The following is a 19,705-nucleotide window of genomic DNA, read 5'->3' as shown; positions in this document are numbered from 1 at the left end:
GCGCGTCATTGGGCGCAGTCTTCGGGCTTGAGCGGTTGGGCGGCCGTGGTGTCGGCGTCGTCCAGGGTGTGCAGGAAGCAGATCAGGTCATGGATGTCCTGCTCCGACATGGGCGGGGCGGAGCCGGCCTTGCGGCCGTCCATGGGCATCTGCGGGTCGATGTTGGGCAGGTAGGCGCTGGGCAGGTCGTCGAACTTCCGGACGGTGCCGCCCGTGTACTGGGTGGTGATGAGCCCGTAGGTCGGAAAGGCCGGGTCGTTCTTGGCCTTGGGCTGGCCACCCACGGTGGGGTACCACAGCTCGGGGTTGGTGTCGCGCGTGTTGTAGAAGCGGATGACCTGCTCCAGCGTGTGCATCACCCCGTTGTGGAAGAAGGCGCTGCGCGTGGCCACGTTGCGCAAAGTGGGGGCCTTGAACATGCCGCAGAAGCTGTCGGCGGCGCCGGGGCGGACGGGCTGGTGGTCGGTGCGCAGGGGGCCGCATACGCCCATGTCGTAGTAGGTGGGGTCGGCATTGGCGGCAATGGCGGTGTTGCGCGGCACGCCGATGGCCTCGTACGAGAAGTCGGTGAACAGGGCCGAGCTGCCGTTGAGCCCCGCGCCCTGGTAGTGGCACGAGGCGCAGTTGCCGGTGGCGGGATCGGTGAACACCTTCAGGCCCCGCACCTCGGCCGGCGAGAGGTTGCCGCCCAGCTTGTTGCTGGCATAGCGGTCGAACTTGCTGGTGTAGGGGTGAAAGCTGGTGTCTTCCAGCTGGTAGGCCTGCAGGGCCTGCACCGCGCTGGCAAAGGCGGTGTCGGGGTTGTCGAACACATGCGCGCCGAAGGCCTGCGTGATGAGCGGCGCGTAGCTGGCGGCCTGCAGCTTGCGCACCACGTCAGCCGGGCTGGCATTGGCCATTTCGGCGGCGTTGAGCAGCGGCACGCGGGCCTGGTCGGCCAGGGTGTCGGCGCGGCCGTCCCAGGTGAAGCCGCCGCCGGGGCCCGGGGCGCTGATGCCGTCGGGGTTGTCCAGCAGGTCGGCGTAGGCGGGGGTGAATTCCTTGTAGCGCAGCGAGGGCACGGCGCGGGTGCCGGGCTGGTCCAGCCTGGGGCCGCCCAGTTGCACGGCCAGGTCGTTGGCGGGGGCGTAGGCATGGGCGGGGTCGTGGCACGAGGCGCAGCTCATCTGGCCCGAGCCCGACAGGGCCTTGTCGAAGAACATCTTCTGGCCCACCTGGGCGGCCAGGCTGAGCGGGCCGGAGGCTGGCGCGGGAGCGGGGGCGGCCGCAGGCGCCGCCGCCGCAGGGGCTGGCGCTGCCGCGCTGCCGCTGGCGCCCAGCCCCAGCGGCAGGGCGCTGCCGCCCCCGCCGCTGCCGCCGCCGCAGCTGGCCAGGCCCACCGCCACGGCAGCCGCCGCCACCACCGCGATGAGCGTGGCGCCGGCCGCCGGAGCGATGGTCCGCCTCATGGCTTGACGGCCCAGACGTTGGTCTGGTTGGCGTCGGGGCCGGTCTGCGCGGCTACGGTCACGTCGGCGGACTGCTTCTGCGTGTAGCCGGCGGGCGCCACGAAGGCGTGGTTGATGGGCCGCACGCTGTCGAAGTGCGTGTCGGCGCTGCCGGCGTACTCGGGCAGGTTCAGGATGTTCGCGGCGATGAAGGCCTCGGTGTACTTGGAGCGGTTCATGTACGAGGCATCGTTGCCCGGGTCGGCCAGGCCGAACATGTCCTGCAGCGTGCGCACGAAGGCGAAGTGGCTGTAGGCGTCGCTGTCGACCACGCCCTTGGGTGCGTTGGGCTGGTTGGTCAGGATGCCGAAGATGCTTTCGCCGTGGCCGCGGTTGCCCATCTGGTAGTTGTTGATGGTGGTGTCCTGCGACCAGCTGCCGTCCGCGTTCTGCTGCAGCGGGTTGGGCATGTTGGTCGTCTGCTTGACCTTCAGCGGGTTCCAGCCGCAGCAGGAGTTGAAGCCGGCGGTCGCATTGCCCTCGTCGAACATCAGCACGATGGCGACGCGCTTGTTGGGGTTCTGCCAGAGCGGCGAGGCCTGGATCTTCTTGACGACGTAGTCCACGTAGTTGTCGCCGCGCGTGATGATGGGCGACACGGCGCTGGTGGCCACGTTGTTGGCCACGCTGCTGCAATCGCTGGCCGATGCGGTGGTGCCGCCGCCATTGGTGCCCTTGACGCTGATGCCATGCATGTCGTCGCACTGGTCGGGCATCAGGAAGTTGAGGTTGCCGACGTTGCCGCTGGCCAGGTCGGTGCCCAGCTGGTCGATGTCGTAGCCGGTGGGCACGGTGTAGGCGCTGGCCTTGCTGAGGGCCGCATCCCACTGGCCGCCGCCCATCGTGCGGTTGCTGTACTTCCACTCGGGCGCGCTGCGCACGTTCTGGTAGGCCATGCCGGGGTGGTGCTTGGTCTTGTACAGGCCGGCGGGCATGGGCAGCGTGAGCGTGGCGTCGCCGATGGCGCTGGTGTTGGGGCCCAGGGTGCCGGGCGGGTACACATGGTCCTGCGCGGTGACGGCAGCGTCGGCCACGCTGTCGGTGCGGAAGTCCTGGCCCGGGTTCATCGACTCGCTGTAGGTGCGCCAGGTCATGCCCGCGGCGGTGATGGCGTTGAACAGGTTGGGCCGGCCCACGATGTTGTGGCTGACCGCGGCGGCCTGGGTACAGGTGGTCTTGAAGGGCGAGCTGGCCAGGCCGGGCTGGGTGTTGTCGGGCACGGGCAGGTCCTGCACGGCGGTGGGGCCGGTAGCGTTGCAGTTCCACTGGCTGTCGTCGGTGATGCCGAAGTCGTCGGCGCCGCCCAGGGCGGTGTAGTTGGGCTCGCTGGGGTTGCCGGTGGCGTAGTAGCTCACCAGCTGGTTGCCGGCCTGCAGGTAGGCGTTGATCTTGGGCGCGTAGGGCGAGTTGACGATCGACGAGGTCGCCTTGTTCTCCAGCATCACGATGAAGATGTTGTCGTAGCGCGGGATGCCTTCGACGTTGAAGGCGGCCTGCTGGGCCTGCGCAAAGGTGATGGGCTTGCGCGCGTCGGCCGTGTTGGCGGTGAGGGCCGTGACGCCGTTCTTGCCCGTCAGGCGCGGATCGCCGCCGGGCACGGCCAGCGCGTCGGGGTACAGGTCGCCGCGGTCGAGCTTGGCGGTGGCGTAGACGTAGCGGTTGTTCAGCGCATTGGCCTCGGCCAGCAGGGCGGCCTGGGCCTTGCCGCTGGCCTGGTTGAAGTCGCCCAGCACCGCGGTCTCGGCCACGCCCAGGCGGCTGGCGACGTTCTTGCGCTCGGTGGCATAGCTGCTGCCGTTGGCGTCGATCAGGCGGGCCACCTCGGCCGACAGCGGGCTGATGACGACCTGCGCGGCCTGCTGGTCGCTGACCTGGCCGGCGCTGATGCGCAGCGCCTCGCGGCTGGCCACGGCCTGGCCGGTGGCGGTGTTCCTGGCGCTGGTGCCGATGTCGGCCAGCAGGGCCGAGCCGGTGGGCACCGTCAGGCTGAACTTGCCGCTGGCGTCGGTGGTGGTGGCGGTCTCGCCGTCGTCGCAGCGGCCGTTGTTGTTGCTGTCGACGCAGACCTTAGCGCCTGCGAAGTAGCCGGCCGAGAAGACGGGGTCGGTGGCGCTGCCGGACTTGAAGGCCGTTGCCGCGACCACGCCGTTGACGGCCACGGTGTTGGCCGTGCTGCCGGTCTGGCCGCCGTTGCTGTTACTGCCGCTGCTGGTCGATGCCGGCAGGAAGGCGATGCCATCGTTGCCACCGCCGCCGCAGGCGGTCAGGGCCGCAGCGGCCAGCACGGTGAGGGCCGGGAGAAGAAGACGTGAAGTCGAAGGGGCGGTGGGTTTCAAGATGACCTCTTGATCGTGGGCTGGAAATGCAAAACCGCTGAATGTTGGTCAATGGCGGTGTCATGCCCGTGAAGGAAAGCTGAAACGATGCTGACTTCTGGCGCATGCAGCGGCGGCATTTCGTGGCCGCGCGCGATTCCTTGTTTTTGCTTAAACCAAGCTGACCAGGTCTGGGAAATATTCAGGTGAATTTGTCACTTGAATGTAAAGACGCGTCCCGATCATTTCGCCTTTTTCAGGCGCACTGCATTGCGCCGTTCCATCGAGGGTTCGAAATGAGTGAATACCAAAATACGCGCATTCCCGCGGCGTTGAATATCGACGAGCTCGCGCGCGTCAACGAGATCCAGCGCCGGCGCCTGCTCCAGCTGATGCTGGCAGGCTCCGCCGTGGGCGTGTCGGGCGTGCTGGCCGGCTGCGGCGGCGATGGCAGCACGCTGCTGCCGGCGTCCTCTTCCTCCTCGGGCAGCGGCACCGGTGCGGCGCCTGCGCCCGCACCGGCGCCCGCTGCCGCGCCGCAGACGCAACCCACGCCGGTGGTGCCGACGTCGTCGTTTTCGGTGATGGTGCTGCCCGACACGCAGTTCTATTCGCGCTATGCGTCGCAAAAAATGGGCATGCTCTACCAGAAGCTCTATGCCGATATCGATCCGCGCTACAACAATCCCTTCAAGGCGCAGACGCAATGGATCGCCAATAACGCGCAGCAATTGAAGACCGCATTCACCATGCATCTGGGCGACGTGGTCGACCAATCCTGGTATTACTCGTCGGAAAAATCCGCGCCTTGGAGCGCTTCCACCGACCTGGTGGGCAATGGGCAGATCGCGGCCAATACGGTTCAAAAGGAATGGGAATTGGCCAGCCAGGCCATGCAGGTGCTGGAGCAGGCCAAATGCCCGTATTCCATCTGCGCCGGCAACCATGACGTGGGCGCCATCGGCTCCGACATGCAATGGGGCCCCGACTGGGGCGTGGGCGTGACCGGCTTCGACAACACCGACGGCTACCAGGACGGCGGCAGCCACCGCGTGAACCTGTTCGAGCCCTACCTGCAGGTGTTTCCCACCGCGCGGGCCCAGCAGCAGTCCACCTTCGGCGGGCGGCATTCCTCCGGCTTCCACGAGTACCACGTGTTCCAGGCCGAGGGAAACCGCTTTCTGGTGCTCTCCATGTCGTGGCGCGCCTCCGACGACGCCATCGCCTGGGCCAACCAGGTGATCCAGAAGAACCCGACGCTGCCGGTCATCCTGATCAACCACCAGCTGATGGGCATCGGCCAGGACGGCGTGACCGCCGCCGACACGGCCTATTCCAACTACATGTGGGACAGGCTCATCAAGAACAACGACCAGATCTTCATGGCCGTGAACGGCCATTACCACGGCTCGTGCACCGTGACGAAGAAGAACGCCTTCGGCCACGACGTGTTCCTGATGGTGGTGGACTACCAGATGGCCTACATGGGCGGCAACGGCCTGATGCGCATGTACGAGTTCGACCTGACCCACAAGAAGATCGTGGCCAGTTCCTTCTCGCCGTGGGTGCCGGTCAAGCCGCAGGCCGAGCTGAACAACTTCGACTCGGCCTGGCTCACGGACGCCAACCAGGGCTTCACCCTCGACATCGACTTCGCGGCGCGCTTCGGCGGCTTCAACCCCGGCTTTGTCGTGCCGGCCGGCACGCGCACCAAGGCCATCACGCAGCAGGCCAAGGAGACGATCCTCACCAACTTCAAGAGCCCCACCGTGGCCTCGAGCCGGCCGGCGTCGGGTCCGGACGACTATCCCAAGGTGGCCAACACGCTGGCGCACTGGCGCTTCTACAGCAGCACGGCGGCCGAGGGCGACAAGTTTCCGTACCAGAACGGCCAGCAGATCGCCGACGTGTCCCCCGCGGGCGCCAATCCCATCTCGGTCAACACCTGGATGGGCAAGGACGGCGACCTGGTCTGGTCCAGGAGCCACCACCCGCTGTCGGCCGCGCCGGGCAGCCTGCGCTTTCTGAATGCCACCGGCAGCCGGGCCTCGTACTTCACCACCGACAAGACCTCGAAGCTGAACACCGAGCAGTTCCTGAACGGCTACACGGTCGAGGCCTTCGTCTACATCGACCCGGCCTTCGACGCCAACGTCAACGGCTGGATGGGCATCCTGTACCGGCTGGGCGCGCGCTCGCACCTGCAGGGCTTCGGCAGCGGCGAGGGCGACACCCCCATGATGTTCGCGCTGTCGAACCTGATGGAGTTCCAGTGGGAGATCGTGCCCACCGACCAGGCGACCAACCTGACCTGCTGGTCGGGCAGCATCTCGGCGGGCCAGTGGCTGCACGTGGCCATCGTCAACGACCCGGCGGACGGCTACGCGACCACGATGTACGTGGAGGGTGCGCCGGTGCTGCGCAACAACAGCAACATGCACGGCATCCAGTACGTGGCCGCCCAGCAGCAGATGGCCATCGGCTGCGGCCAGTGGGCCGACGGCATGTCCACCGGCTTCCTGGGCAGCCTGGGCGAGATCCGCATCGTCGGCGCGCCCCTGCCGCCGAGCCAGTGGCTGACGGCGCGGGCGAGCTGAGGCGCAGTGCCCCGCGCGGGCGGATGGGCTCCCGCTCCCCCTCGCGGGAGAGGGCTGGGGAGACGTGGCTGCCCCATCCCCACCCCCTCACGCCGAAAACAGAATGCGATCCAACTCGGGCGAGATGACCTCGGCCAGCTTGCCGTAGCCCCGCGCGGTGGGGTGGATCTCGTTGAGCCAGTCGCCATCCGCCCCGCTGGTTCCCAGCCGGGCGCGCTGCAGCACGCCCTTCGTCTTGCTGATCACATGGAAGTTGTCGATCTCGGCGCACAACTCCACAAGAAAGGAGCCCAGCGATTCGAAGATGTAGTCGGTGATCGGGATCCAGAAGTCCTGGGGCACCTGCCGCGTCATCAGTGCCGGATACAGCCAGGGGCCGGCCAGACTCAGGATGCCGGCCAGGTTCGCCGGCGCGTCGCGCGGCGTGGGGTAGTCGTACACGTGCGTCACGATGGGGATGCCGGCGTTCTTTTTGCTGGTGTCGCGCAACCGGGCCAGCCGCCGATGGTATTGGTGGACGTTCACACGCAGTCGCGTGAGTTCGATGCGGTCGATGTAGTCCAGAAAGTGCTGCCCCGCACCCACGGAGGGCGTGCAGATGATGTTCATCAGGTTGTCGATCAGGTCGTTGCCGCCACCGCTGATGAAGATGGCGTCCCAGCGCGTTTCGTTCAGGGTCTGCACCAGCGGCCGGTTGGCATGTGGGTCGGTCATGTTGAGCAGCGTGTCGCCCGGCCGGGCCAGGTTGATCAGCAGGGTCCTCTGACGAAAGTGCAGGGGCTCCAGGATGTTGGAAGAGGGCGCTCCGCCAATGGAGAACCACGATTCCCCCTCGCAGATGATCCGCTTGCCAAAGGCCGGATCGTCCGGGCCGGTGGCCGGCTTGCCGTTGTAGGCATCGGAGTCGTAGCCGTTGAAACTGACGACGCAGGCAGGGTTGGGAAGGGACATCGAGTGCTCCATGAAGGTGGTTGGGCGGGCAGGGACGGCGTGGCCGCCGCGCAGCGGCGCGGCGGGTTCAGCGGGGCGATGCCGGCGCGCCGGACGGCGCGGGGGGCGCGGCAGGCGGCAGGGCATTCATCTTTGCCAGCAACGGGTCGTTCGGTCTGACCCACAGCTCGACGACGCCCGGCGTGGCCCTGAGGGCGGGGGCGAGAGGTTCTGCGATCCATCGGCCCTCTCCGCCATCGCCGAATGCCGAGCTCATCCCCGCGGCGATGGCATAGGCACAGGCCCTGCCGCTGGTGTCGTGGTAGCGCAGCACGGTGGTGGTGACGGGGGCGGGGTTGGCCCGGCCGGTCCTGCGGGCGGCGTCGTAGACATCCTCGATGGGCGGAACGCTGGCGCCCCAGTTGCGCCACCAGTCGCGCAGACCCCGCACGCTGTCGCGTTGAGCCCCGCCGTAGATCTGCACATAGATCGTGATCCGCTTGCAGATGGTCTCGGCGCGCTTCCATGCCGCAGGGGTACTGGCTGTCATGGGCGCAGGCGTCTCCGCCGCGGCGGGGGCGGGCGGGGCGTCGGGAGAAGGCGCGGCAACGATGGCAGAGGTCGTCGCGGGCAATGGCAACCTGTGACGGGAGGCGGCCGGCGCCGGGCGGGGCGGGCACTTGCTGTCCCAGAGTTCGTCGAGCGCGCTCCGGGAGATGGAAGGATTGGTCCGGGTGTGGTCGTTCGACGCCTGGAACGCCTCTTCGGCCAGCACCATGGCTTCCCGGCGCGGAGAGCAGGGATGCAAGGCCTCCCAACTCGCACCCTGGCTGTAGTCGTGGCCCCAGTAGCGCACGGCCGGCAGCGCGTCGGGCTGCGTCATGCAGGTGGGAAAGGCCGACGGCATGGGGCCGTGGCTGGCGCTCAACAGCACATTGCAGGCGTTGCCCATCTGGCTGCCGAGTCGCTGGCAGGCCACCGAGGCGTCGCGCACGATGCGCACCCCGAGTGCGGACGTTTGCAGCCAGCGGGCCTCGTCGCGCTGGCAATAGGCATCGGCAGAGCGCACGACGGCCATGGCCAGGGCCGAGATGGCTTCGCTCCCGCGGCCGCTGTCCGCAGGCGCGGCCTGTACTTGTCGCTCCTCCCGTACCGGGCCGGGCGACCGCGGCAACTGTGCCCAGAGCTGGGCCAGTTCCTTCATGGCCGCACGTTCGCCCACGATCCGGCTGTTGATCGCATTGCGCAGACCCTCGGCCGCCTGCCACGCCGAGATGCCGATGGTGGCGAGCGCACCGGCACTCAGGGTGGCGCCGACGGCGGCCACGCCGATCCTCGGCGGAAGGCGGATGCCGGTCGACGCCGGGCTTGCTGTCGCGCTCTTGTCGGTCTGACTGGACGTCGCGCCTTTGGCGTGTTCGTCGGGTTCGAAGTACTGGCCAGGGTTCTGCAGGACGCTGTCGACGAAGCCGGTGGAGAGCTTGTCCGCCAGAAAGCGGCCCAGGTAGAAATAGCTTTCCCACTGGGCCTCGCTGAAGAACTGGTCGCTGGTCGGCTGCTGTGGAAAGCTCGGCGCCTTGAGCCGGTAGTTCTCGATGTCCATCGGAAGCCCGGCGCACATGTTCGGCTTGACGACGATGAGGATGCCGACGGGCGGGGCCGTGCCGTCGGCAGGCTGCGGATAGCGGATCGTGGCGAGGGCGAGGCAGGCGTTGCTGTCGCTGGATGCGAGTGCATTGAGCGAGCCGAAGTACTTCAGCGTCTCCCACCAGGCGGCGGGCGTCGCGGCGGGCTTCTGGAAGGTGATGTGCGTGTCCAGGTCGACGCGGGCCTTGCGCACCAGCTCCTCCAGGTCGCCGAAGCGGTAGTTGGGATCGGCGCCGCAGTCGGCGAGCAGGATGAATTGCGCCCGCGCAGCCAGCAGTGCGTAGCCACCGGTGTTCTCGAAATGCCCTCCGTCCGAGATGAACCAGTCGTTCTTCCCGGCGGCGGCGAACGTCCCGGTGGTCTCGTGGAGCAGCCCGATCGACTTGGCCAGGTTTCGGCGCCACCACCCGCCCTGCGCGCGGGTCCCTGGATGCCGGGCCGCACCGGTCAGCCAGTAGCCCAGCCGCACGCCCGCGAAGGTGAGCAGGGCCGACAGGCCGCGCTGGGTGCGTGCGCCAAGGCCCGGCGAGACGGCGGCGCCGGAGATGGCCAGCCAGGCACCCAGGCTGAGCTGGCCGATCCCTGGGATGCGGCGCCAGCCTTCCTGGCCGAGTTGCGACGCTCCGCCGGCCATCACGCTCAGCAGCAGGCCCTTGCGGTCGCGGTTGAACAGGCGGCCCTTGTCGTCCGCGCTCTGGTTGACGCAGCTGTTGATGAGGTGGACCGGCCCGCCTGCGCGATGGGGCGCGTAGGCCCCAAGGGGCACGTCGTCGTCGAAGGCGACCTCGCCCACGCTGACGGCGGGTTTGCCGGTACGCACGGCACTGGCAATGGGGCTAAGCGCGCTCACGTCGGGGCCGAAACGCGTGCCGTTGGCGGCACCCAGGTAGGCCCGTGTCAGGCGGGCCGCATAGAACGCGTGCAGCGACGACAGGTTGAGGAACTGCACATTCCTTCCGGTGAGAAGGGCATAGCCGAGCACCGGAACGGCCAGCAGGGCGAGGTGAATCCACCCTTGCGTGAACGCCATCTGGGTGACGAGGCGCGTACCGGCCTGCACGCCGGCATCGGAGTCGATGAACACCGGCCGCATCACCACCTTCATCACGAGCGCGACCCACCACACGACCATGCACAGGCTCAGCAGGTAGCCCATGCCTTGCAGCAGCCACATCCCGATGCCCCGCACCCAGCGCGGCGCCAGATGGCCTTCGGCGGCGAACAGGGGCGCGGCGCCCCGCAGGCCGACGGCAGCGACGCCCAGCGCCAGGCCGAGGTTGAGCGTGGAGATGCTGTCGAACGCCAGCACCCACGCCAGGCGCTCGACCAAGCCCAATCCCAGGCAGGCGCCGAACATCGACAGCCACCGGGAAAGCGCATGCGTCAGCGCGTTGCGGGCGGCGCCGACCGTGCCGCCCGGGCCACCAGCGATCCAGCGGGCGGTGAATGCCGCGCCGAGATTGAGCAACAGGAACAGCGCGGCGGCCGTCATGGCCACGGCATGCCAGCGCTGCGGCTGGATGTCGCCCAGTTGCCCCAGCCGGTACAGCGCGAATGCCGGCAAGCCTGCGGCCACGAGGATCGCCCCGGCGCCAAGCACGATGGCGCCGAAGCTCCTGGCGCGGACCCACTGGAGTTGCCAGTAGGCAAGCAGGAAGTTCAGGGCGGGCAGCAGTGCGATCGCCGCCAGCGGCCACAGCGTGGGCATCCAGGGCTGGATCCAGTCCGTCCAAGCGAACATCCGTGGCTCGTGGCTGCCGACGGTGGCCAGCGCTTGCCACGCAGTCAGGTCGACGGCGCACAGGCCCAGCGCCAGCAGCACGGCCAGGACGCCGAATTCCACATGGATGCCGATGAGGTTGCGCAGGTAAAGCGCAAGGGCGAACAGCGTGTCGCGGGCGCCGGCCGGTGTCAGGTAGCGGCCGTTGGTGCGCAGCCACCAGCCAAAGTGGGTCTTCTCCGCCTGTGCCAGCGCCCGGTCGACCTCATCCGCGCCCGGTCCCGTGCGCGCGCGGTCGAACAGCCGGCCGAGCATGCCGCCGATGTAGCCGCCGCCGGAGACCGTGGAGAGCAGATCGAAGCGCAGCAGCAGCCGGTTGGCCGCCAGCGAGCGCAGCAGCCCCAGGCAGAAGGTGGCGCTGCGGATCCCGCCGCCCGAGAGGGCCAGTCCCCAAAGCGGGGCCTCTGGCGCCGGTGGTGGCACGCCCAGGTCGGCGCCACGGGCCGCGGTGGCGCCCAGCGCGGCGCGACGCAGCGCCACGGCCTGCTGCAGTTCGCCCTGCCCGGGCGATGGCTCTTCGACTTTCATCTCGACCCCTCCTTCGGACCTGAGGTCCGACCTCGTTCATTGGCGAGGCATTCTTGGTGGGGGCCCGGAGGAGCACATCCTCCATCTGGGGTTTGCACGACACGGCGGTGGCCGAGGATGATGAAAGGTTGTCGAGAATTCTTGCCCGAATGAAAAAGCCCGCTGCGGTGTGCGCCGAGCGGGCTGTGCGGGTGGGGCGACGCTCAATGCCCGCCGTTCTTCTTCCCATGCGACGCCGTGCTGCTCATCAGCTTGTCGGTATAGGCAATCGCCATGGCCGAGAACAGGAAGGCGACGTGGATCACCGTCTGGGCGATCAGCACCTTCTCGGTGTAGTTGTCGGCATTGATGAAGGTCTTGAGCAGGTGGATCGAGCTGATGCCGATGATCGACATCGCCAGCTTGACCTTGAGCACCGAGGCGTTGACGTGGCTGAGCCACTCGGGCTGGTCGCGGTGGCCTTCGAGGTTCATGCGGCTGACGAAGGTCTCGTAGCCGCCCACGATCACCATGATCAGCAGGTTGCTGATCATCACCACGTCGATCAGCGCCAGCACCACCAGCATGATCACCGTCTCGTTCAAGGTGGTGATGGGCGCCGTGGTCTTGTAGCCGATGCTGTTGATCAGGGCCTGCAGCGCGTTCTGGTTGCCGAAGGCGGCCTCCACCAGGTGCAGCAGCTCGACCAGGAAGTGCACCACGTACACCGCCTGCGCCACGATCAGGCCCAGGTACAGCGGCAGCTGCAGCCAGCGGCTGGCGAAGATCAGGTTGGGCAGGGGGCGCAGGGGAGAGGTGCGCTTGACGGGCGCGGGCGGAGTCGGGTCGTTGAGGTCGGCCATGGAAAAAGCGGAAGAAAAGTCGGAGAGTCAGAGGGCGGTATTGCGCGGGGCGAACATTTTCACCACCCGTGCCACCTCGTCGCTCATGTTCATGGCGACGAGGTCCACCTGCGGATGGGCCAGCGCGAACACGCGGAACACTTCGTCGACGAAGCCCTGGCCGACGCCGGTGACACCCTCGAAGTCGAGGATGGCCCGGCGGAACTGGTCGATGCGCGCGGTGACCCACTTGCCCTGCGACCGCGAGACGAGGTCGCTGCCGAGCGCTGCAAGCCGCAAAGGCACTTCGGTGATGAGGAAGGCGTCCGGTCCGCTCTGGTCGGGATCGAAATAACGGTCGTACACGCTGGTGGAGGTCCGGGCCGAACGTCGTGCGATCTCCATCAGGACGGTGGTCCCGGTCTCTTGATGGTCAGCGTCGAGCCAGTCGAAGGTGAAGTCGTGGTCATGGGTGAAGACCAGGCCGTCGCTGTGGATGGTGAAGCGGTCGAACATGCGCGAACAGACGAAGACGCCCATGCCCGAGTGCCCTTCGGCCGCCGTGGTGAACTTGCCTTTCGCCAGCTCGAGGATGGCCAGGCGCTTGTCCGGCAGCGTCAGATGATCGGCGATGCGCCGGAAGATGCCCACGCCATCGTCGACCACGGCGATCTGCACCACTTCGGCATCGGCAAGCAGGCTGCAACTGATATGCGAGGACTGTGCGTGGTCGATGGCGTTGTTGAGCATTTCGGTGAACCCGATGTGCACGATGTTGCGCACGTTGGGTGGCAGTGCCGTGACGATCGGGGCCACGTGGGCCAGCCAGATTTCGCCTTCGCCGTCGGCCGCAAGCGCTTGGCGCTCCCATCGCTTTTGCCACCAGAGCTTGTCGCCAGCGCTGTAGGTCGGACGTGTGCCGGCGCCTTTGCGGCTGACGAAGCCCTGCTCGACCAGGCGGGCAAGGCGGCGCGAGATGGTGACGCGCGTCAGTCCGGTACGCTCGACGGCGCGTTGCGCGACAGGGCCGCCCGCGCGCACGGCTTCGATGATCTCGGAATCTGCCCAATCCATGGCGGCGATTGTATCGTCACTTGATCATTAGCCATTCTGTTTTGTATCGTCAGAGCCTCGTAAGACGCCCGCGGGACAGTACACCGCGTTCCCCTTCCGCCATTCAAGACCGGGCCATCCGGCCCTCAGGAGACATCACCATGAGCAGCAGCTCGGCTTCCACCATCCAGTCCGTGCTCGTCGAAAACCGCGTCTTCGAGCCCAGCGCCCAGGCGCAGCAGGGCGCCCGCGTGGCGGGCATGGCGGCCTACCAGGCGCTGTGCGACGAGGCCAATCGCGACTTCGACGGTTTCTGGGCCCGCCAGGCCCGCGAGCACCTGAACTGGAGCAAGCCCTTCAGCCGCACGCTCGACGAGTCCAATGCACCCTTCTACAAGTGGTTCGACGACGGCGAGCTCAACGCCAGCGCCAACTGCCTGGACCGCCACATCGGCACCCCGGTCGAGAACAAGACGGCCATCGTCTTCGAGGCCGACGACGGCACGGTCACCCACGTCACCTACAAAGAGCTGCTCTCGCGCGTGAGCCGCTTCGCCAACGCGCTCAAGGCGCAGGGCATCGGCAAGGGTGACCGCGTGATCGTCTACATGCCGATGGGCGTGGAAGGCGTGGTCGCCATGCAGGCGTGCGCGCGCATCGGCGCGACGCACAGCGTGGTGTTCGGTGGCTTCTCGGCCAAGGCACTGAACGAGCGGATCATCGACGCGGGTGCCGTGGCGGTGATCACGGCCAACTACCAGCTGCGCGGCGGCAAGGAGCTGCCGCTCAAGGCCATCGTCGACGACGGCATCGCCCTGGGCGGCTGCACCACGCTCAAGACGGTGCTGGTGTACGAGCGCACGCCCTCGGCCTGGAACAAGGTCGAAGGCCGCGACAAGACCTTCGCCGAGGTGCTGCAGGGGCAGGGCGACGACTGCCCACCGGTGGCGGTGGGCGCGGAGCATCCGCTCTTCATCCTCTACACCTCGGGTTCCACGGGCAAGCCCAAGGGCGTGCAGCACGCCACCGGCGGCTACCTGCTGTGGGCCAAGATGACGATGGAGTGGACCTTCGACATCCGCCCCGAAGACGTCTTCTGGTGCACGGCCGACATCGGCTGGATCACGGGCCATACCTACGTGGCCTACGGCCCGCTGGCGGCGGGCGCCACGCAGGTGGTGTTCGAGGGCATTCCCACGTACCCGAACGCCGGGCGCTTCTGGCAGATGATCGAGAAGCACAAGGTCAGCATCTTCTACACGGCGCCCACGGCCATCCGCTCGCTGATCAAGGCGGCCGAGTCGGACGAAAAGGTGCACCCGAAGAACTGGGACCTGTCGTCGCTGCGCATCCTGGGTTCGGTGGGCGAGCCCATCAATCCGGAGGCCTGGATGTGGTACCACCGGAACATCGGCCACGAGCGCTGCCCCATCGTCGACACCTTCTGGCAGACCGAGACGGGTGGCCATGTGATCACGCCGCTACCGGGCGCGACACCGCTGGTGCCGGGTTCCTGCACGCTGCCGCTGCCGGGCATCATGGCCGCCATCGTGGACGAGACGGGCAAGGACCTGCCCAACGGCGCCGGCGGCATGCTGGTCATCAAGCGGCCCTGGCCCTCGATGATCCGCACCATCTGGAACGACCCCGAGCGCTTCAAGAAGAGCTACTTCCCCGAGGAGATGGGCGGCACCATCTACCTGGCCGGCGACGGCGCCGTGCGCAGCGAGGACCGCGGCTACTTCCGAATCACCGGCCGCATCGACGACGTGCTGAACGTGTCGGGCCACCGCCTGGGCACCATGGAGATCGAATCCGCGCTGGTCGCCAAGACCGACCTGGTGGCCGAGGCCGCCGTGGTGGGCCGCCCGGACGACGTGACGGGCGAGGCGGTGTGCGCCTTCGTCGTGCTCAAGCGCGGCCGGCCGACGGGCGAAGAGGCGAAGCAGATCGCCAACGAGCTGCGCAACTGGGTGGCCAAGGAGATCGGGCCCATCGCCAAGCCCAAGGACATCCGCTTCGGCGACAACCTGCCCAAGACGCGCAGCGGCAAGATCATGCGCCGCCTGCTGCGCAGCATTGCCAAGGGCGAGGCGATCACGCAGGACACCTCGACGCTGGAGAACCCGGCGATCCTGGAGCAGCTGGCGCAGACCAACTGAGCGCGGCCGGCGGGGGCGGGCGCCGCGCCCCCACCGCTGCAACACGGCGACTGCAAAGATTTGTCACCGTGCTTACAACCAAAGTGCGGGTAGATGCGTATTGCGCGTCCGCTGGTCAGGAGCTGTTTAAGATCGGGCGCCATCGCGTTGCCTTTCGGTAGCGATTTTTCACAAAGCCCGACTCATGATCCTCGTCACCGGAGGCGCCGGCTTCATCGGCTCCCACACCTGCGTCGCGCTGGCGGCGGCGAACCGTCCCTTCGTCGTCCTCGACAACTTCGACAACAGCCGGCCCGACGTGCTCACCCGCGTGGGCCAGATCATCGGCCGCGAGGTGCCCTTCGTGGAGGGCGACGTGCGCGACGAGGCGCTGGTGCGGCGGGTGCTGGCGGAGCACGGCATCAAAGCCGTCATCCACTTCGCGGCATTGAAGGCGGTGGGCGAGTCGATGGCGCAGCCGCTGCGCTACTACGACAACAACGTCGCCGGCACCGTGACGCTGCTGCGGGCCATGCAGGCCTCGGGCGTGCGGCAGATGGTGTTCTCGTCCTCGGCCACCGTGTACGGCGACCCCGACACCGTGCCCGTGCGCGAGGACTTTCCCTTCCGTCCCGCCAACGTCTATGGCCACACCAAGGCCATGATGGAGCAGGTGCTGGCCGACCTGTGCACGGCCGAGCCCGACTGGCGGGTGGCGCGCCTGCGCTACTTCAACCCGGTGGGCGCGCACGAGAGCGGCCTGATCGGCGAAGACCCGCAGGGCATTCCCAACAACCTGATGCCCTATGTGGCCCAGGTGGCCGTGGGCCAGCGCACCGAGCTGAGCGTGTTCGGCAACGACTACCCCACGCCCGACGGCACCGGCGTGCGCGACTACATCCATGTCATGGACCTGGCCGAAGGCCATGTCGCCGCGCTCGACCACCTGGACCGCCAGGCCGGCTTGCTGACGGTGAACCTGGGCACCGGCCGTCCGGCCTCGGTGCTGGACCTGGTCAAGGCCTTCGAGCGGGCCTGCGGCAAGCCCATCCCCTACAGGGTGGCGCCGCGCCGCGCGGGCGACGTGGCGGAATACTGGGCCGACCCGGCGCTGGCAAGCCAATTGCTGGGCTGGCAGACCCGCCGCGACCTCGACACCATGTGTGCCGATGTCTGGCGCTGGCAAAGCGGCCGCGCGGCTGCCGCCTGATCCTTTTTCATTACCGACTCCTCTGCCACCATGATTCCAGTCATCCTCTCCGGCGGCTCCGGCACGCGACTCTGGCCTCTGTCGCGCGCGGGCTACCCCAAGCAGTTCCTGGGTCTCACTGAAGAGCAGACGCTGTTCCAGCTCACCGCGGCGCGCCTGGCGGGCCTGAACGGCAACGCGCCGGTGCGGCCGCTGGTGGTGTGCAATGAAGGCCACCGCTTCATCGTGGCCGAGCAGCTGCGCGAGAAGGGCCTGAGCGCCCATGCCATCGTGCTGGAGCCCGTGGCGCGCAATACGGCGCCGGCCATTGCTGCCGCCGCCGTGACCGCGATGGCCGATGGCCAGGACCCGGTGCTGCTGGTGCTGGCCGCCGACCATGCCATTCCCGACACCGCCGCCTTCCACGAGACCGTGCGCGCCGGCCTGTCCGCGGCCGAGGCGGGCAAGCTGGTCACCTTCGGCATCGTGCCGACGGCGCCCGAGACCGGTTACGGCTACATCAGCGTCGCCAACCGCATCGACGCCGCGGCGCCGGTGGCGCCCATGGCCGTGCAAGCCTTTGTCGAGAAGCCCGACCTGCAGACCGCCCAGGGCTACCTGGAGGGTGGTCGGCACCTGTGGAACAGCGGCATGTTCCTGTTCAAGGCCTCGGCCTACCTGCAGGAGCTGGAGCGCTTTGCGCCCGCCATCGCCAAGGCCGCACGCGAGGCCGTCGAGAAGGGCAAGAAGGACCTGGACTTCGTGCGCCTGGACGCCGAGGCCTTCGCCACCTCGCCCGAGGACTCCATCGACTACGCCGTGATGGAAAAGACCGACAAGGCCGTGGTCGTGCCGCTGCGCGCCGGCTGGAGCGACGTGGGCGCCTGGAACGCCGTGTGGGAAGTCAGCGCCAAGGACGCCCAGGGCAACGCCTTCCGCGGCGACGTGGTGGCCCACGAGGTGCGCAACAGCCATGTGCATGCCGAGCACCGCCTGGTGTCGGTGCTGGGCATCCAGGACGTGGTGGTCGTCGAGACCGCCGACGCCGTGCTGGTGGCCAGCAAGTCCAGAGTGCAGGACGTCAAGAAGATCGTCGAGAAGCTCAAGGCCGACGGCCGCTCCGAGGCCTCGGCCCACCGCAAGGTCTACCGGCCCTGGGGCGCCTACGACTCCATCGACCATGGCGACCGCTACCAGGTCAAGTGCATCACGGTGAAGCCCGGCGAGAAGCTGTCGGTGCAGATGCACCACCACCGCGCCGAGCACTGGATCGTGGTGTCGGGCACGGCCAAGGTGCAGATCGGCGACAAGGAGATCCTGCTCTCCGAAAACCAGTCCACCTACATCCCGCTGGGCGTGATCCACGCGCTGGAGAACCCCGGCAAGATCCCGCTGGAGCTGATCGAGGTGCAGTCCGGCGCCTACCTGGGCGAGGACGACATCGTCCGCTTCTCCGACCGCTACGGCCGCGTGGGCTGAGCGGGGCCGCCTTCGCCGACTGCGGCCGCCTGTTGCGCGGCCGGCCCACACCGGGCGGCGCCCGTGGCCGACACGGCCGCGCGGCCCGGCCGATGTACAACCCGGGGCTTTCCACATCGAAAAAGAGAGGAAGCCCCATGGGTGTGCGCTCCATCGTCCTGTTCGTCATTGCCATCGTCATCGCGGCCCTTGCCGCGCTGAACTGGGGCACGCTGTCGGCGCCCACCGCCATGTCGCTGGGTGTCACGACGGTCACGGCGCCGCTGGGTCTGGTCATGCTCGGCCTGACCGTGCTGCTGGCCGCCTTCTTCCTGGCCTATGTGCTGTGGCTGCAGGGCACAGTGCTGCTGGACGCCCGCCGGCACACCAAGGAACTGCAGGCCCAGCGCGAGCTGGCCGACAAGGCCGAGGCCAGCCGCTTCACCGAGCTGCGCACCTTCCTCGAATCGCAGGAAAACGCCCACATGGCCCGCAACGGCGAGCGCCACGCGGCCCTGCTGGCCCGCATCGAACAGCTCGAAGCCGCCCTGCGCCAGCGCGCGGAGCAGGCGGACAACACGCTGGCCGCGCACATCGGCCAGCTCGAAGACAGGCTGGATCGGCGGGCCGCTGCCGCCACCGCATCGACGCCCGTGGCCGTGACGCCGCTCAGCGCCGCGCCGGCGCCGGTGGCCTTCGACCCGCGTCCCTGAGGGCGTGCAGGCGGGCCGCGGCGACCGCCTCGGAGACAGGGGCGGACCAGAGGGGCCGGTACAGTGCTCGTTTCGCATTTCCGACGAGACAGCCCCGAAAGGACGCCCGCAATGACCACCCCCTCCCTCGACTTCAACGGCCGCGTGGCCATCGTGACCGGCGCCGGCGGCGGCCTGGGCCGCCAGCATGCGCTGGCCCTGGCGCGTCGTGGCGCCAAGGTGCTGATCAACGACCTGGGCGGCGCGGTGGACGGGCAGGGCGGCTCGGCCACGGCCGCGGAGCGCGTGGCGCAGGAGATCCGCGACATGGGCGGCGAGGCGCTGGCCAATGGCGCTTCGGTGACCGACTTCGCCGCCGTGGAGGCGATGGTGCAGCAGGCGGTGGACGCCTGGGGCCGCGTCGACGTGCTGGTCAACAACGCCGGCATCCTGCGCGACAAGAGCTTCAGCAAGATGGAGCTCGACGACTTCCGCCTGGTGGTGGACGTGCACCTGATGGGCGCCGTGCACTGCACCAAGGCCGTGTGGCCGATCATGAATGCGCAGAAGTACGGCCGCATCGTCATGACCAGTTCCTCTTCGGGCCTGTACGGCAACTTCGGCCAGAGCAACTACGGCGCCGCCAAGATGGCGCTGGTCGGCCTGATGCAGACGCTGAGCCTGGAAGGCGCCAAGAACAACATCCACGTCAACTGCCTGGCGCCCACGGCCGCCACGCGCATGACCGAGGGCCTGATGCCGCAGGAGGTGCTGGACGCCCTCAAGCCCGAGGCCGTGGTGCCGGCCATGCTGGTGCTGGCGCACGAATCGGCGCCCACGCGCACGGTGCTGTGCGCCGGTGCAGGCACCTTCGACGCCGCCCACATCACGCTGACGCAAGGCGTGCACCTGGGCCTGGGCGAGACGGTGCCCGAGCAACTCGCCGCGCGCCTGGCCGAGGTGACCGACCGCAACGGCGAGCAGGTGCCCCAGAGCGGCTCGGCCCAGGGCACCAACGAGGTCAGCCAGGCGATGGCGGCACAGCGCTGAGGCCCGCGGGCGCTCCG

At 68.2% G+C, this 19,705-nt stretch carries 12 protein-coding genes; 6 read left to right on the top strand and 6 right to left on the bottom strand.

What is annotated here, in order from left to right; genetic code table 11:
- Positions 1–5 precede the first annotated feature (5 nt).
- A complete protein-coding gene (locus KBC94_RS27980; protein WP_294378554.1) occupies positions 6–1,448 on the bottom strand; it encodes a cytochrome c peroxidase in 1,443 nt (480 codons plus the stop codon).
- On the bottom strand, positions 1,445–3,823 hold the full coding sequence (locus tag KBC94_RS27975) for a phosphoesterase (RefSeq protein WP_294378551.1): 2,379 nt from the start codon (positions 3,821–3,823) through the stop codon (positions 1,445–1,447). Before KBC94_RS27975 ends, KBC94_RS27980 begins: the two co-directional genes overlap by 4 nt.
- A gap of 275 nt (positions 3,824–4,098) precedes the next feature.
- On the opposite strand from KBC94_RS27975, the gene KBC94_RS27970 reads away from it, so the two are divergent.
- Complete coding sequence (locus KBC94_RS27970; protein WP_294378549.1) at positions 4,099–6,399, top strand: LamG-like jellyroll fold domain-containing protein; 2,301 nt, start codon at positions 4,099–4,101, stop codon at positions 6,397–6,399.
- Between the two features lie 87 nt (positions 6,400–6,486).
- Here KBC94_RS27970 and KBC94_RS27965 read toward each other — a convergent pair whose 3' ends face one another.
- The 4 genes from KBC94_RS27965 to KBC94_RS27950 form a co-directional block, all read right to left on the bottom strand.
- Entirely contained in the window at positions 6,487–7,350 is an 864-nt protein-coding gene (locus KBC94_RS27965; protein ID WP_294378546.1) for a hypothetical protein, read from the bottom strand.
- Positions 7,351–7,417: 67 nt separating this feature from the next.
- On the bottom strand, positions 7,418–11,284 hold the full coding sequence (locus KBC94_RS27960) for a hypothetical protein (RefSeq protein ID WP_294378544.1): 3,867 nt from the start codon (positions 11,282–11,284) through the stop codon (positions 7,418–7,420).
- Positions 11,285–11,487: 203 nt separating this feature from the next.
- Positions 11,488–12,126, bottom strand: coding sequence for a TIGR00645 family protein (locus tag KBC94_RS27955; RefSeq protein WP_017758740.1), 639 nt, complete (start codon positions 12,124–12,126; stop codon positions 11,488–11,490).
- A 27-nt stretch (positions 12,127–12,153) separates the two neighbouring features.
- Positions 12,154–13,146 carry a DUF4325 domain-containing protein gene (locus tag KBC94_RS27950; protein ID WP_294378538.1) on the bottom strand — a complete coding sequence of 331 codons (993 nt, stop codon included), beginning with the start codon at positions 13,144–13,146 and terminating at the stop codon, positions 12,154–12,156.
- 173 nt (positions 13,147–13,319) lie between these two features.
- Here KBC94_RS27950 and acs point away from each other — a divergent pair, with 173 nt between their 5' ends.
- The 5 genes from acs to KBC94_RS27925 all read left to right on the top strand — a co-directional run bounded on the left by acs (position 13,320) and on the right by KBC94_RS27925 (position 19,688).
- Positions 13,320–15,320: an acetate--CoA ligase gene (gene acs / locus KBC94_RS27945; protein WP_294378535.1), complete on the top strand. Its 2,001-nt coding sequence runs from the start codon at positions 13,320–13,322 to the stop codon at positions 15,318–15,320.
- A gap of 184 nt (positions 15,321–15,504) precedes the next feature.
- Positions 15,505–16,509 (top strand): UDP-glucose 4-epimerase GalE, encoded by a 1,005-nt coding sequence (gene galE, locus KBC94_RS27940; RefSeq protein ID WP_294378532.1) that lies wholly within the window; start codon positions 15,505–15,507, stop codon positions 16,507–16,509.
- 30 nt (positions 16,510–16,539) lie between these two features.
- Positions 16,540–17,967, top strand: a complete 1,428-nt coding sequence (locus KBC94_RS27935) for a mannose-1-phosphate guanylyltransferase/mannose-6-phosphate isomerase (RefSeq protein WP_294378529.1) — start codon at positions 16,540–16,542, stop codon at positions 17,965–17,967.
- A gap of 137 nt (positions 17,968–18,104) precedes the next feature.
- Positions 18,105–18,659: a LapA family protein gene (locus KBC94_RS27930; RefSeq protein ID WP_294378526.1), complete on the top strand. Its 555-nt coding sequence runs from the start codon at positions 18,105–18,107 to the stop codon at positions 18,657–18,659.
- A 111-nt stretch (positions 18,660–18,770) separates the two neighbouring features.
- Positions 18,771–19,688, top strand: a complete 918-nt coding sequence (locus KBC94_RS27925; RefSeq protein ID WP_294378524.1) for an SDR family oxidoreductase — start codon at positions 18,771–18,773, stop codon at positions 19,686–19,688.
- Positions 19,689–19,705 lie beyond the last annotated feature (17 nt).

It is taken from the genome of Pseudacidovorax sp., from assembly GCF_017991995.1.
Lineage (GTDB): Bacteria > Pseudomonadota > Gammaproteobacteria > Burkholderiales > Burkholderiaceae_C > Xenophilus.
Note: the sequence above shows the minus strand (reverse complement) of the source record. Positions and strands in the feature narration are given on the sequence as shown.

Bases quoted from the DNA above. Each gene is read 5' to 3' on its own strand.
- galE (WP_294378532.1), top strand. From the start codon at position 15,505: ATGATCCTCGTCACCGGAGGCGCCGGCTTCATCGGCTCCCACACCTGC.
- acs (WP_294378535.1), top strand. From the start codon at position 13,320: ATGAGCAGCAGCTCGGCTTCCACCATCCAGTCCGTGCTCGTCGAAAAC.
- KBC94_RS27925 (WP_294378524.1), top strand. From the start codon at position 18,771: ATGACCACCCCCTCCCTCGACTTCAACGGCCGCGTGGCCATCGTGACC.
- KBC94_RS27960 (WP_294378544.1), bottom strand. From the start codon at position 11,284: ATGAAAGTCGAAGAGCCATCGCCCGGGCAGGGCGAACTGCAGCAGGCC.
- KBC94_RS27930 (WP_294378526.1), top strand. From the start codon at position 18,105: ATGGGTGTGCGCTCCATCGTCCTGTTCGTCATTGCCATCGTCATCGCG.
- KBC94_RS27970 (WP_294378549.1), top strand. From the start codon at position 4,099: ATGAGTGAATACCAAAATACGCGCATTCCCGCGGCGTTGAATATCGAC.
- KBC94_RS27965 (WP_294378546.1), bottom strand. From the start codon at position 7,350: ATGTCCCTTCCCAACCCTGCCTGCGTCGTCAGTTTCAACGGCTACGAC.
- KBC94_RS27980 (WP_294378554.1), bottom strand. From the start codon at position 1,448: ATGAGGCGGACCATCGCTCCGGCGGCCGGCGCCACGCTCATCGCGGTG.
- KBC94_RS27955 (WP_017758740.1), bottom strand. From the start codon at position 12,126: ATGGCCGACCTCAACGACCCGACTCCGCCCGCGCCCGTCAAGCGCACC.
- KBC94_RS27935 (WP_294378529.1), top strand. From the start codon at position 16,540: ATGATTCCAGTCATCCTCTCCGGCGGCTCCGGCACGCGACTCTGGCCT.